This is a genomic window from Streptomyces sp. NPDC008150, assembly GCF_042956945.1.
Classification (GTDB): domain Bacteria; phylum Actinomycetota; class Actinomycetes; order Streptomycetales; family Streptomycetaceae; genus Streptomyces.
In genome coordinates this window covers 529629-543827 of record NZ_JBIBHJ010000002.1, presented here as the reverse complement: position 1 = coordinate 543827, position 14199 = coordinate 529629, and the positions used below count along the sequence as shown (strand labels likewise).

Genomic DNA, 14199 nt, shown 5'->3' with positions numbered 1-14199 from the left:
CGCTCCATGAGCCCGCACCGGTTGAGGACGGGCCTCGTCTCCGTCAGACCCTCTGCCGTCGGCGCCCGGCTGCCGTTGTGGGTACGGCTGATCCCGCTGGTGCTCATCCCCGTCACCGTGGCCGTGGACTTCTCCCTGCCGCAGCCGTGGAGCGCGGACGTGCTGCTCGCGCTCAGTTCCACGGCGGCGGCCTGTCTGTACTCTGTCCCGGGCATCGTGCTCGTCGCGCTGCTCAACAGCCTCGCCGGTCTGATCCTCGCCGTGTACAGCAAGCAGCCCGCCGGCACCGGCCACGCCTGGCTGGACTACGGCGCGCTGGTCGTCCTGTTCTTCGCGGCGGTGCCGCTCGGCATGCTGCGGGACCGGCTGCGTACGCATCTCCAGGTCGCCTGGGAACTCGCGGAGGCGACCCAGAACGCGGTGCTGCCGCCGGTGCGTGCCTGGCTGGGGCGGGTGTGGATCGCCGTCGGGTACGAGGCCGCGTCGACGGCCGCGGCGGTCGGCGGCGACCTCTACGCGGCCGAACTGACGCCCTGGGGCGTGCGGCTGCTCATCGGTGACGTGCGCGGCAAGGGCCTCGACGCGATTCCCGGTGTCGCCGCGCTCGTGGGGTGTTTCCGCGAGGCCGCCCACCACACCGAGTCGCTGTCCATGCTGGCCCGGCACCTGGACCAGGCGGTCACCCGGGAGTTCATGGAACTGGCCGAGGAGGCCCGGGACAGTCCGGACAGCGGCGAGCGGTTCATCACGGCGGCCGTCGCCGAGATCCCCGCCGAGGGCGACGTCGTGCGGCTGATCAGCCGGGGCCACTGCCCCGCGTTCCTGGTGACCCCCGCGGGTGTCGTCACGTGGGAGCCCGCCGTCCCGGGACTGCCCCTCGGCCTCGGCGAACTCGACCCGCAGGAATGGGAGTTCGAGTCCCGGCCCTTCACCGAGGGCGACCTGCTCCTGCTGTGCACGGACGGCCTGCTGGAGGCGCGCAGTCGCGACGGCGTGTTCTACACACCGCAGACCGACCTGCTCGCCTGCCGCGGACAGGGCCCGCCCGCCGTCGTCGGTCACCTCGTCGACGCGGTGCACCGCCACACCGGCCGGGTACTCAAGGACGACATGAGCCTGATGGCCGTCACGGTGGTGCGGCCGGGCGCGGAACCGGAGCCCGGGGCGACGGGCCCGGCGCGGGGGAGCGCCCGGGTGTGAGGGCGCGCGTGTGTCTGCCGGTCGGCGGGCGAAGGCGGGGTGGCGGACCCGCGCGGACGTGCGGGTGATCTCTCGGGCACATGTGCCCGTGGGGGAGCGGGCGCCTCCCCGCCTACAGTTGCGCACTGGCGGCGCCGCCCTGCCGGGGCGGCCGTCCGCGGTTCGGGTTCGGTTCGGCGTCGAGGGAGGCCGCTCATGGCCAGTGCCTTTCAGGAGCGCAAGCTCAGGGGAATGTTCGCCGCGTTCGACGCGGACAGCGACGGCTTTCTGCGCGAGGAGGACTTCAGGGCACTCGTCCGCCGCTGGCGCGCCCTGCCCGGGGTGGGCCCCGGCACGGAGCTGGGCGCGCGGGTGGAGACGCTGCTGATGGGCTGGTGGGCGGCGCTGCTCCAGACCGGCGACGCGAACGGCGACGGCGCGGTCGACATGGCTGAACTGCTCACGCTGGTCGACAAACTGCCCGCCATGGTCGCGGACGTCACCGCCACCGCCGACACCGTCTTCGACGCCGTGGACGCCAACGGCGACGGCCGCATCTCCCCGGAGGAGCACCGGCGGCTCGTGGAGACGTGGAACGGCCGGCCCGTCGACATGGCGGGCGTCTTCGAACTGCTCGACCTCAACGGCGACGGTCACCTCGACCGCGCCGAATTCGCCCGGCTGTGGCGGCAGTTCTGGATCAGCGACGACCCGCTGGAACCCGGCAACTGGCTCTGCGGCCGGCTGCCGGCGGCCTGATCCGCCGTCCGTCGGCAGGCCCCGACGGGCGTCGCCGCGGCGCCCGTCGACCGCCGTCCGCGGTACGGGCGGGGATGTGCCGCGCGCGGAGCGGGAGTTCACGGATCCGGTGTGCCGCGCGAGGCCCCCGGTTTCAGCCGAGGGGCAGGTCCCCGGCGATCGCCACGCGCTCGGCGACTGGTTCACCCCCGACACCACCTTCCCGCGGGCGGTCGCCGGCACCTACGGCTACTGGCGCGTCGTCGACGCCCTCGCCCACGTCGCGGCCGTCCTCGGCGACGACACCGGGGCGGCCGCCTACCGCGCCGAGGGCTCGCCCTGGACATGGGCGCCTACCCGGCGGGGGAGAAGCAGCGGCTGTTCGACCACTTCACCGCGTCCGTCCGGAACGCGGGCGACCACCTGCTGCTCGGCGAGATCTCCCTGCCGGCGGCCCTGCGCGTCCTGTCCGCGGGCGGCCGCGACGACATCCTGAACGCCGTCGCCACCCGGACGACCAGCCCCGGTCACGGCTACCAGGTGCTCGCCGGCAACACCACCCTCGGCGAGTCCTGGGACGGCGGCCCGGGGCAGTCGCAGAACCACTTCATGCTCGGCGCCATCGGCTCCTGGTTCACCACCCGGGTCGCCGGCCTCGACCAGACGCCGGACTCCGTCGGCTTCGCGAAGCTGCTGATCGCGCCCGCGGTCGAGGGCGCCATCACCTCGGCGTCCGCCTCGCACCGCACCCCGTACGGTGTCGCCCGCACCGCGTGGCGGCGCACCGCGGACCGGTTCCGGCTCACGGCCGACGTACCGGCCGGGAGCACCGCCGAGGTGCGCGTGCCGCTCCTCGGCGGACGGGCCGCCCCCGCCGTCCGGCGCGCACCTGGTGCGCGCCGACGCCACGACGGCCGTCCACACCATGGGCTCCGGACACTGGACGTTCGGATCGGACCACCTTCCGCGCGGCTGACAGCACCCGGCCCGGCCACGGGGACGTCCGCCCCGTGGCCGGGCGCGCCCGTGACGTGCGCCGTCGCATACGCTCGACACACGATGAAGAACAACCTGACCCCTCTTGAACCCAAGGCCGACAAGGCCACGGTCAGACGGCACAACCTGAGTCTCGTACTGCGGGCCGTGCACGAGGCGGGGGAGGCGACCCGCGCCGGGATCGCCACGCACGTCGGACTGACCCGCGCGGCGGTGTCCTCACTGGTGGAGGAGCTGCTGGAGTACGGGTTCGTCACCGAGTGGGGCAAGACCGCCAGCGGTCACGTGGGACGGCCCGGCACCGTCCTGAAGGTGTCCCGCTCCGGACCGGCCGGCCTCGGCGTCGAGATCAACATCGACTACGTCGCCGTGTGCGTCGTAGACCTCGCCGGCACCGACCGGGTCCGGCTCGTCGAGCACTACGACAACCGCGGTGTGCAGCCCTCCGAGGTGATCGCCCGCGCAGCGCGCATAGCGTCCAGGGCCCTGGTCTCCGCCGCCGAGCAGGAACTGCGGCCGGTCGGCGCCCACCTCGCGCTGCCCGGTCTGGTGTCCGGCGGGGCGGTCCGCCAGGCGCCCAACCTCGGGTGGAAACGCGTCGCGGTGGAGGGCCTGTTCGCGCAGGCACTCTCCTCCCTGCGTCCCACGCAGCGGGCGCTGCCGGTCAGCTCCGACAACGAGGCCAACGTGGCCGCCCTGGCCGAGCTGTGGTTCGGCGCGGGCAACGAGGGCGTCCGCAGTTTCCTGTACCTGACCGGCGAGATCGGTGTCGGCGGCGCACTCGTCCTGCGGGGTGAACTGCTGCGCGGCGCCCACGGGTTCGCCGGGGAGATCGGGCACGTCGTGGTGGACCCGGCGGGACCGCTGTGCCGGTGCGGTGCGCGCGGCTGCCTCGAACAGTACGCGGGCCAGTCCGCCCTGCTCAGGTCCGCCGGCATCGACGAGACCGCCGGTCTGCCCGGTGTCGCGGAACTGGAGCGCCGCGCCCGCCGCGGCGACGCCGTGGCCGTCGCCGCCATCGAGGAGGCGGGGCGGCAACTGGGAGTCGTGGTCTCCGGCGCGGTCAACCTGTTCGACCCCGACGCGGTCATGCTCGGCGGGGTCTACCGCGACCTGATGGACTGGCTCGCGCCCGCGGTGGACCGGGAGTTGTCGCTGCGGGTGGTGTCGGGCCTCTGGGGCGAGGGGCGCAGCAGGCTCCGGCCGTCGTCCCCCTCGGGTGACGCGACGCGCGGTGCCGCGGGTGTCGTCGTCCGCGAAGTGCTGGCCGACCCGGCGGCGTTCGCGGAGCGGGACGCGAAGTGACGTACACGCGCGGGTAGTTGACGACCTGGCACGCGACGCCGTGGGGGCCGCCGGACGTTCCGGCGGCCCCCACGGGTCGAAAGGTCGCGGTGCGGCCGGCCGCGTCAGCCCCGCTGCTGCGCCTCGATCAGCGACCGGTACCAGTGGTAGCTGTCCTTCGGCGTGCGGACCTGCGTGTCGTAGTCGACCCGGACGATGCCGAACCGCTTGTCGTAGCCGTAGGCCCACTCGAAGTTGTCGAGCAGCGACCACACGTAATAGCCGCGCACGTCGACACCCGCGTCCATGGCGGCCCTCAGCGCGGTGAGGTGGCCGCGCAGGTACTCGACGCGGTCCGTGTCGTGCACCGCGCCGTCCGCGTCGAGCACGTCGTCCTCGGCGGAGCCGTTCTCCGTGATGTGCACGGGCGGCAGCGCGTCGCCGTACTGCTGCTTGAGCTGCACGAGCAGCTCGGTGAACGTCTCGGGGACGACCGGCCAGTCCATCGCCGTGTGCCGCACGCCCGGCAGCCGCGTCTCCTCGTACCGGTTGTCCGTCGCGGTGCGCAGCGCCGGGTCGGCCTCGCGGTGCGGGGCGTCGCCGACGATGATCGGCCGGTAGTAGTTGATCCCGAGGAAGTCCAGCGGCGCGGAGATGATCTCCAGGTCGCCGTCGCGCCGGAAGTCCTGCCCGGTGATCAGCTCGCCCCAGGTCTCCTCCTCGGTGGCCGGGTAGCGGCCCGCGAGGATCGGCTCGGTCCACACCAGGTTGTGCTGGGTGTCCGCGCGGACGACGGCCGCCAGGTCGGCGTCGGAGGCGGTGGCGGGCAGGTTGCGGTCCAGGTTCAGCGTGATGCCGACCTCCCGCACCCCGGCCGCCCGCAGCGCCTGCACGGCGAGTCCGTGGCCGAGGAGCAGGTGGTGGGCGGCGGCCAGGGCACCCCGGCCCTCCTTCGCGCCCGGCGCGTGCCGGCCGATGGAGTAGCCGAGGAACGCGCTGCACCACGGCTCGTTGAGGGTGATCCAGCGCGGCACCCGGTCGCCCAGGTGCTCGGCGACGACCGCCGTGTACTCGGCGAACCGCTCGGCGGTCGCCCGCACCCGCCAGCCTCCCTGGTCCTCCAGGGCCTGCGGCAGGTCCCAGTGGTAGAGGGTGGCGGCGGGCTCGATGCCCTGTTCGAGGAGTTCGTCGACGAGCCGGGAGTAGAAGTCCAGGCCCTTCGGGTTCACCGGGCCGGAGCCGTCCGGCACGATCCGCGGCCAGGCGATCGAGAAGCGGTACGAGCCGACGCCCAGGTCGCGCAGCAGCGCCACGTCCTCCGGGTAGCGGTGGTAGTGGTCGCAGGCCACGTCACCGCTGTCGCCGTTCACCACCAGACCGGGGGTGTGGCTGTACGTGTCCCAGATCGACGGACCGCGGCCGTCCTCGGTCGCGGCGCCCTCGATCTGGTACGAGGCGGTCGCGGCACCGAACACGAAGCCGGGCGGGAAGCCGGGGAAGTCACTCATTGAACAGGCCCATCTCAAAGCGGGGGACGGTCACTTGACGGATCCGCCGGTGATGCCGGCGGCGATGTACTTCTGGGCGAGCACGAGCAGGATCGCCGCGGGGATCGCCGACAGCACGGACGCGGCCATCACGGAACCCCAGTCGCCGACGTGCGCGCCGATGTACTGGTAGATGCCGAGCGTGACCGGCTTGACGTGGTCGGTGGTGTTCAGCGTCAGCGCGAACATGAAGTCGCTCCACGCGTACAGGAACGAGAACAGGCCCGCGGTGATCAGGGAGTTGCGGCTCATCGGCAGCACGACCTGGACGAACGTCCGCAGCCGGCCCGCCCCGTCGACCTCGGCGGCCTCGATGACCTCGCGCGGGATGGCCACCATGAACGACCGCATCAGCACGATCGCGAACGGGATGCCGAGCGAGGCGTCGGCGAGCATCAGGCCGAAGTACGAGTTCACCAGGCCGAGATCGACGTACGCGCTGTAGAGCGCGTTGGCGATGACGATGCCCGGGACCATCTGCGTGATGAGCGTGCCGAACACGACGGTCCGCGCGCCCGGCAGCTTGAACTGGGCGAGGCCGTAGGCGGCCGGTGCCGAGAACAGCAGGCAGATCACGACCGCGCCGAGCGCGACCGCGAGCGAGGTGAGCAGGTGGCCGCCCTGCTCGGTGATGGCCGAGCTGAAGCCGGAGAAGTCCACGCTGTGCGGGACCGGGTCGACCTCCAGCAGACCGGACTCCGGCTGGAGCGCCGTGTTGATCATCCAGTAGAGCGGGAACAGCATCAGGCACAGGATGACGATGCCCGCGATCATGGTGCCCCAGCGCTTCTTCGGTGCGCGGGTGGCCGCGGCCCGGGGGGCGGTGGTGGTGGTCGCCATGCCGGTCACTTCCCCTCGTTGCGGTTGGCCCGCAGGTAGAACACCGCGAAGACGGCGGAGATCAGGATCAGGATGTTGCCGACGACGGCACCGGCTCCGAAGTCCAGCTGGACGAAGGAGTCCTGGTAGGTCAGCGTGCCCAGGGTCTGGGTGGAGTCGGCGGGACCGCCGTTGGTGAGGGCCAGGACCAGGTCCAGGATCTTCACCGTCGACATGAAGCCCAGCACCAGCACCACGGTGATGACCGGCTTCAGCAGCGGGAACGTCACCGAACGGAAGGTGCGCCAGCCGGAGGCGCCGTCGAGCGAGGCGGCCTCGTAGACCTCCTTGGGAACCTCCTGGAGACCGCCGTAGAGGATCACCATGTTGAAGGGGATGCCGATCCAGACGTTCACCAGGACCACGGACAGCAGCGCCATGTGGGTGCTGGTGAGCCACGGGGTGTGGCCCGCGCCGAACAGGCCGAGGAAGGAGTTCAGCACACCGGTGTCCTGGTCGAGGATGCGCCGCCAGACGATGCCGGAGACGACCATGGGGACCAGCCACGGCAGCAGGATCAGCGCGCGCAGCACGCCGTTGAGCGGGAAGCGGCGGTTGAAGAACACCGCGAGGGCCAGGCCGATGCCGAACTGCCCGATCAGGGAGCCGATCGTGAAGACGATGGTCTGCCACAGGGCCTTGCCGAACAGGTCGTCGCCGAAGACCTTGCGCCAGTTGTCGAGGCCGTTGAAGGGCGCCTTGCCGGTGAAGAACGTCGACGGCGTGTAGTGCTGGAAGCTCATCACGACGTTGCGCACGAGCGGGTAGCCGAAGAACAGCAGCATGAAGATCACGGCCGGGGCGACGAAGCCCCACTGCGCGAGGGCGCGGCGCCGGCGGACCCGGTTCGGGTCCGGTGCGGGGGCGGCCTTCGCGGTGCCGGTGGTCACGGGTGCGGGAACAGCGGTGGTGGACATCGTCTAATACCTCAGTTCCCGCTCTCGACGCGCTGCTGCGCGTGCTTCAGTGCCGACTCGCTGGACTGGCCGGTGAGCGCCGACTGGAACGCGCTCTGCAGGGCCAGCGAGATCGAGCTCCAGCCGGAGCCGACCTTGGCGGTCCGGGACCGGGCGGCGGCGACCTGTCCGGCCAGGGCGCTCAGCGAGGGGACCTTCTTCTTCCAGACGGCCGCGGCCTTCTCGTTGGCCGGGATCATCCAGCTGTTGAGCGCGTAGGTGACCTCCTCCTGCTCGCTCGTCATGCAGTTGACGATCTTCGCGGAGGTCTTCTCGCGGGCGGTGTCGCCGATGTTCGGGATGGTCAGCTCACCACCGCCGAGCGGGCCGACGGAGTCGTCGCCGGTCTTGGGGACCGGGATCTGCGCGATGCCCCAGTGCAGGCTCTTCTTGGTGTTGAGGGTCTCCACCTGCCACGGACCGTTGATCATCATGGCCGCGTTGCCCGCCATGAACTGGTCGTTGACGTCCGCCTGCGTCCAGTTGATCGTCGACTTCGACAGCGAGCCGTCGCCGATCAGCGACTTCCAGTAGTCCAGCGCCTCGGCCACGTTCTTGCTGTCGAGGTCGGTCTCGTCGCCGCCGTTGGACCACATGAACGGCGTGAACTGGTAGACGCCGTCCTCGGCGCCGCCCGCGCTCAGCGCGATGCCGTACTGGTGGCCCTGGGTGAGCTTCTTCGCGTCGGCACGCATCTCGGCCCAGGTGGTGGGCACCGACAGGCCGGCCTTCGCGAAGACGTCCTTGTTGTAGAACAGCGCGAGGGTGTTCACCGTGCGCGCGGCGCCGTAGTAAGTCCCCTTGTAGGAACCGTAGTTGATGATTCCCTCGGGGATGTCGGAGGTGTCGACGCCCAGCTTCTTCAGGTCCATCAGGCCGCCGGTCTCGGCGAAGCTCGGCATCTCGGAGCCGTCGAACTGGATGATGTCCGGCAGCGACTTCGACGAAGCCATGCGCAGCGACTTGGACATCACCTGGTCCGCGGGGACCGACTGCTGCTGGATCGTCACGCCGAGCTGCTCGCTGCAGCGCTTCAGGGTGGCCGCGTCCCAGCTGTGGTACGAGTCGTCCGTCGAGGAGTTCAGGACGGTGTACACGTCGGGGTCGCGGGACTGTCCGCAGCCGGCCAGTGCGACGGTGCCGACGAGCGCGGAGACAACGGTGAGCGGGACGAGAACCCGCCGGCGGATGTGCCGGGGTCCGGGACGTGCCCCGTTCGAGATGTGTGCTGTCACGGTGGTGCCCTTGGGTGAGAGGGGTGCCGGCCCCGGCGGACGCCTGTGTCCGGCGGAGGAAGAGGTCAGGCCCGGACACGGCTCCGGCTGTCGCGTGTCAGGTGGGGGGTGGCTCGCCCGAGTGCCCGGCGCGTGACGCGCGCCGGGCACGGGATGACGACGTCGTCCTAGCGGGCGCCGAGGAGGTGGTCCATGGCGAGCTGGTCGAGGTGTTCGAAGGCCATGCCGCGGGCGGCGGCGGCCTCGACGTCGAAGTCCTCGTGGGCGGTGCGGTCGGCGAGGAGGGCGGCGAGGCCGTCGGCGGCGGTGGGCCGGGCGAGTTCGTCGAGGCGGGAGGCGGTCAGCGCGGCCTGGACCTCGGGGTCGGCGCGGAAGGCTGCGGCACGGTCCTTGAGGATGAGGTAGTTGCGCATGCAGCCGGCGGCGGAGGCCCACACGCCGTCCTTGTCCTCGGTGCGCGGCGGCTTGAAGTCGAAGTGCCGCGGCCCCTGGTAGCCGGCGGACTCCAGCAGGTCCACGAGCCAGAACGCGGACCGCAGGTCACCGGCGCCGAAGCGCAGGTCCTGGTCGTACTTGATGCCGGACTGGCCGTTGAGGTCGATGTGGAAGAGCTTGCCCGCCCACAGTGCCTGCGCGATGGAGTGCGTGAAGTTCAGGCCCGCCATCTGCTCGTGGCCGACCTCGGGGTTCACACCGAACAGCTCCGGGCGCTCCAGGCGCTCGATGAACGCCAGCGCGTGGCCGACGGTGGGCAGCAGGATGTCGCCGCGCGGCTCGTTCGGCTTCGGCTCGATCGCGAAGCGCAGGTCGTAGCCCTGCTCGGTGACGTACTCGGCCAGGAGGTCGAAGCCCTCCTTCATCCGGTCCAGCGCACTGCGCACGTCCTTGGCGGCACCGGACTCCGCGCCCTCGCGCCCGCCCCAGGCGACGTAGACCGACGCGCCGAGCTCCGCGGCGAGGTCGATGTTGCGGATTGTCTTGCGCAGCGCGTAGCGGCGCACGTCCCGGTCGTTCGCGGTGAACGCGCCGTCCTTGAACACGGGGTGCGTGAACAGGTTCGTCGTCGCCATCGGCACCTTCATGCCGGTCGCGTCCAGCGCCTGGCGGAACCGCTTGACGTGCGCCTCGCGCTCGCTGTCGGAGGACCCGAACGGGATCAGGTCGTCGTCGTGGAAGGTGACACCCGCCGCGCCCAGCTCGGCCAGCCGGGTGACCGACTCCACCGGGTCCAGCGCCTCGCGGGTGGCGTCACCGAAGGGGTCCCGGCCCTGCCAGCCGACGGTCCACAGACCGAACGTGAACCTGTCCTCGGGGGTGGGAGTGAAGCGATCCGACATTGTCGCGGCCCTTGCTGTCGTACGACCCGGCAGCTCCGCCGGGTTTGTTTGTTTGCTCAGATGACTAATACGCGAAAGTTTCGCGCGCCGCTAGTCCCTCCAGGTGTCGTCCTCTTCACCTTCGGGGTTTCGCCGGACGGCACAAGGCCTGTTCCCCAGGGTTGCCCGCAGTGCGACCGGGGGAGGCTTCAGGGGGCAATTTGTTTTGTGTACGATCAAAATGGCGGTGATGCCCCCGCCCCGCATCGAACCGATCCCGCTCCACCGCACCGAGGAAGAACATGAAGTTCACCAACGGCTTCTGGCGCATCCGCGACGGCGTGCAGATCTCGTACGCCACCGAGGTACGCGACCTCCGCGCCGACGCCGACCGCTTCACCGCCTTCGCCGCCGTGAAGAAGGTGGAGCGGCGGGGCGACACCCTCAACGCGCCGCTCCTCACGGTCGACTGCTTCTCGCCCGCCGAGGGCGTCATCGGTGTCCGCGTCACCCACCTCGGCGGCAAGCGCCGCCTCGGCCCCGACTTCGAGGTGACCGGCGCGGAGGGCGGCGCGGGCGCGGTGCGCCGTGCCGACGGGGTGACGGAACTCACCAGCGGCCCGCTCACCGTCAGCCTCGACGAGAACGCGCCCTGGAGCCTCGTCTTCCGCGACGCCGACGGCCGGGAGCTGACCCGGGCCGGCCGCAAGGGCACGGCGTTCGCGACGCTGGACGAGAAGGCCCAGTTCGACACCCCCGAGAACCACCACATGCTGACCCAGCTCGCGCTCGGCGTCGGCGAGCAGATCTACGGCCTCGGCGAGCGCTTCACCCCGTTCGTCAAGAACGGCCAGATCGTCGACATGTGGCAGGCCGACGGCGGCACCAGCAGCGAGCAGGCGTACAAGAACATCCCGTTCTACCTCTCCTCGCGCGGCTACGGCGTCTTCGTCAACCACCCCGGCGCGGTCTCCTTCGAGGTGGGCTCCGAGGCCGTGGGCCAGGTGCAGTTCAGCGTCGAGGACCAGACGATCGAGTACTACATCGTCGCCGGCCCCACGCCCAAGGAGGTGCTGTCCCGCTACACCGCCCTCACCGGCCGCCCGGCCCTCCCGCCGGCCTGGTCCTTCGGCCTGTGGCTGACGACCTCGTTCACCACCTCCTACGACGAGAAGACGGTGACGTCCTTCGTCGACGGCATGGCCGAGCGCGGCATCCCGCTGTCGGTGTTCCACTTCGACTGCTTCTGGATGCGCGAGTACCAGTGGTCGGACTTCCAGTGGGACCCGGAGGTCTTCCCCGACCCCGAGGGCATGCTCGCCCGCCTCAAGGCGAAGGGGCTGCGCGTCAGCGCCTGGATCAACCCGTACATCGCCCAGAAGTCCGCCCTGTTCGACGAGGGCGCCGCCCTCGGCCACCTGGTGCGCAAGCCCAACGGCGACATCTGGCAGTGGGACCTCTGGCAGGCCGGCATGGGCCTCGTCGACTTCACGAGCCCCGCCGCGTGCGAGTGGTTCCAGTCGAAGCTGAAGGTCCTCCTCGACCAGGGCGTCGACTGCTTCAAGACCGACTTCGGCGAGCGCATCCCCACCGACGTGGTGTGGCACGACGGCTCCGACCCGGAGCGCATGCACAACTACTACACGCACCTCTACAACAAGACGGTCTTCGACCTCCTGGAGAAGGAGCGCGGACAGGGCGAGGCCGTGCTGTTCGCCCGCTCGGCGACCGCCGGCGGCCAGCAGTACCCCGTGCACTGGGGCGGCGACTGCTGGTCGTCCTTCGGCGCCATGGCCGAGTCGCTGCGCGGCGGCCTGTCGCTGTCGCTGAGCGGCTTCGGCTTCTGGAGCCACGACATCGGCGGCTTCGAGGGCACCCCCGACCCGGCCGTCTTCAAGCGCTGGCTCGCGTTCGGCCTGCTGTCCTCGCACAGCCGCCTGCACGGCTCCTCGTCGTACCGGGTGCCGTGGGAGTTCGGCGACGAGGCCGTGGACGTGGCCCGGGAGTTCACGCGCCTCAAGCACCGCCTCATGCCGTACCTGTACGGCAGCGCGGCCGAGACGCGGCGCACCGGCGTCCCGATGATGCGGCCCATGGTCCTGGAGTTCCCCGGCGACCCCGCCTGCCGTCCGCTGGACCGCCAGTACATGCTGGGCTCCGACCTGCTGGTCGCCCCCGTCTTCACCGAGGACGGGGAGGTCGAGGTCTACCTCCCCGAGGGCACCTGGACCCACCTGCTCACCGGCGAACAGGTCACCGGCCCGGTCTGGCGCACCGAGCGGCACGGCTTCGACAGCCTGCCCCTGTACGTCCGCGAGGGCGCCGTGCTGCCGCTGGCGTCCGACGACGGCCGCCCCGACGGCGACTGGCTCGACGCCCCGACCCTGCTGGTCCACCCGACGGCGGCGGCCGGCTACGAGGCCGACGTCACCGTGCCCGACCTGACCGGCGAGACGGCCGCGACGTTCCGCGTGCGGCGCGACGGCGACGCGCTCCGGGTCACCGCCACCGGCACCGAACGGCCGTACACGGTACGGGTGGTGGGCGGCGGCGAGGTCTCCGGCAGCGGCGATGTCGTCGTCCCGCTGTCCTGAACCGCCCCGGAGGTCCGTCCGCGCACCGGACGGGCCCGCCGGACCGCACGGGCCGCAGCGCCCGCCAAGACCACCGCCCGCGGGAGCAGTTCGCGTCCTGACCGCGCGTCCCGCACGCGGGCGGTGTGCACCACCGGGGCCCCGCGCCCGCCCCGATCCGCCACCGTGCGGACCGGGGCCGGGCGCGGGGTTTTCCGCGTCCTCGCCCCGGCGCCCGCCCGGCCGAACGGGCGGGTTCTGCAACGGTGTTGTGGAGCCGGCCGTTCCGAAGTTCTTTACGATCCAGTAGCACCGCGGGGTTGCGCCGGTGCGGCACTCGGACGTTTCCTGGCGGTCGGCAGTCCGTCAACTTGCCCGGGGCGGCCGGTCGTTGAGGCGACCGGCCGCCCCGCGGTCACGTCCCGGCGGAAGCGTCCGCGTCCACGCGGGCAGAACCGGCCACCGGAGGAGAGCACATGAACAGTCCAGGCGCCCGCACCGCCGCCCCCTCGCCCGCTCGCCCCGTCGCCCGCGGACTCGCGGCGGCCGCCGCCGGAGCCCTCCTCACGTTCGCCGCGGCGGTGCCCGCCGACGCGCACGACGCACACGCCGCGCACCAGGACCACCACTCGCACAAGGGGCACGGCCACGCGCCCGGCACCTACGTCGCACTGGGCGACTCCTACGCGGCGGGCCCCGGCATACCCGACCAGGTCGACGCCAACTGCGCCCGCTCCGACCACAATTACGCCTCCCTCGTCGCGGCGGAGCGGCACCTGCCGCTGAAGGACGTCACCTGTTCCGGTGCCACGACCGCCGAGATGACCGGACCCCAGGGCACCGCACCGGCCCAGTTCACCGCGCTCAACTCCCGCACGGCGCTGGTGACGCTGAGCATCGGCGGCAACGACATCGGGTTCTCGACCATCCTCGGCACCTGCGCGCACCTGACGGCCGCCGACCCGGCCGGTGCCCCCTGCCGCGCCTACTACAACGCGACGGGCACCGACCAACTGCGCGCGGCGGTCAACACGACCGCACCGAAGATCGCGGCCGTCCTGCGCGGCATCCACCACCGCGCCCCGCACGCCAAGGTCATGGTGGTGGGCTACCCCGACCTCCTCCCCGACGACGGCGTGGGCTGCACCAGCGCCTCCGTGCCGTTCGCCGCCGGGGACTTCGCCTACCTCCGCGACACGGAGAAGGCACTGAACGCGATGCTCGCGAAGCAGGCGGCACGTGGTGGCGCCCGTTACGTCGACACCTACCGTCCGACCGTCGGCCACGACATGTGCAAGCCGGTCGGACAGCGCTGGATCGAGTCCCTCCAGCCGGCCTCCCCGGCGGCACCCGCGCACCCCAACGCCGCGGGGGAGCGGGCGATGGCCACCGCCGTCGAACACGCCCTGCCGGTCGGCGGAAAGCGCCACTGAGCCCCACCGGCCCACGGACGCCCGCCCCGCCACCGGCAGGGGCGGGCGTCCGTGGGCCGCGCG

The 14199-nt window shown here is 71.7% G+C and carries 10 protein-coding genes and 1 pseudogene; 6 read left to right on the top strand and 5 right to left on the bottom strand.

Annotated elements, in window-relative coordinates; translation table 11 throughout:
* Positions 1-6 precede the first annotated feature (6 nt).
* The 4 genes and pseudogenes from ACFZA0_RS08340 to ACFZA0_RS08325 all read left to right on the top strand — a co-directional run bounded on the left by ACFZA0_RS08340 (position 7) and on the right by ACFZA0_RS08325 (position 4218).
* Complete coding sequence (locus ACFZA0_RS08340) at positions 7-1200, top strand: SpoIIE family protein phosphatase (RefSeq protein WP_391013181.1); 1194 nt, start codon at positions 7-9, stop codon at positions 1198-1200.
* Positions 1201-1395: 195 nt separating this feature from the next.
* Positions 1396-1938: an EF-hand domain-containing protein gene (locus ACFZA0_RS08335; protein WP_391013179.1), complete on the top strand. Its 543-nt coding sequence runs from the start codon at positions 1396-1398 to the stop codon at positions 1936-1938.
* Between the two features lie 324 nt (positions 1939-2262).
* A pseudogene (locus ACFZA0_RS08330) lies at positions 2263-2718 on the top strand (alpha-L-rhamnosidase C-terminal domain-containing protein); the annotation flags it as partial.
* Positions 2719-2976: 258 nt separating this feature from the next.
* Complete coding sequence (locus tag ACFZA0_RS08325) at positions 2977-4218, top strand: ROK family protein (RefSeq protein WP_391013554.1); 1242 nt, start codon at positions 2977-2979, stop codon at positions 4216-4218.
* A gap of 104 nt (positions 4219-4322) precedes the next feature.
* Here ACFZA0_RS08325 and ACFZA0_RS08320 read toward each other — a convergent pair whose 3' ends face one another.
* The 5 genes from ACFZA0_RS08320 to xylA form a co-directional block, all read right to left on the bottom strand.
* On the bottom strand, positions 4323-5705 hold the full coding sequence (locus ACFZA0_RS08320; RefSeq protein WP_391013177.1) for a GH1 family beta-glucosidase: 1383 nt from the start codon (positions 5703-5705) through the stop codon (positions 4323-4325).
* 30 nt (positions 5706-5735) lie between these two features.
* Positions 5736-6584 carry an ABC transporter permease subunit gene (locus ACFZA0_RS08315; RefSeq protein WP_391013175.1) on the bottom strand — a complete coding sequence of 283 codons (849 nt, stop codon included), beginning with the start codon at positions 6582-6584 and terminating at the stop codon, positions 5736-5738.
* A 5-nt stretch (positions 6585-6589) separates the two neighbouring features.
* Positions 6590-7540 carry an ABC transporter permease subunit gene (locus ACFZA0_RS08310; protein WP_391013173.1) on the bottom strand — a complete coding sequence of 317 codons (951 nt, stop codon included), beginning with the start codon at positions 7538-7540 and terminating at the stop codon, positions 6590-6592.
* 11 nt (positions 7541-7551) lie between these two features.
* Positions 7552-8814 (bottom strand): extracellular solute-binding protein, encoded by a 1263-nt coding sequence (locus tag ACFZA0_RS08305; RefSeq protein WP_391013171.1) that lies wholly within the window; start codon positions 8812-8814, stop codon positions 7552-7554.
* Positions 8815-8981: 167 nt separating this feature from the next.
* Positions 8982-10151, bottom strand: a complete 1170-nt coding sequence (xylA, locus tag ACFZA0_RS08300) for a xylose isomerase (RefSeq protein ID WP_391013169.1) — start codon at positions 10149-10151, stop codon at positions 8982-8984.
* Positions 10152-10432: 281 nt separating this feature from the next.
* Between xylA and yicI the strand changes: the two genes are divergently transcribed.
* Positions 10433-12724: an alpha-xylosidase gene (yicI, locus tag ACFZA0_RS08295; RefSeq protein WP_391013167.1), complete on the top strand. Its 2292-nt coding sequence runs from the start codon at positions 10433-10435 to the stop codon at positions 12722-12724.
* A gap of 455 nt (positions 12725-13179) precedes the next feature.
* The gene (locus tag ACFZA0_RS08290; protein WP_391013165.1) at positions 13180-14136 is read left to right on the top strand and encodes a GDSL-type esterase/lipase family protein; all 957 of its coding nucleotides are present in this window, start codon (positions 13180-13182) and stop codon (positions 14134-14136) included.
* The last annotated feature ends 63 nt before the right edge of the window (positions 14137-14199 follow it).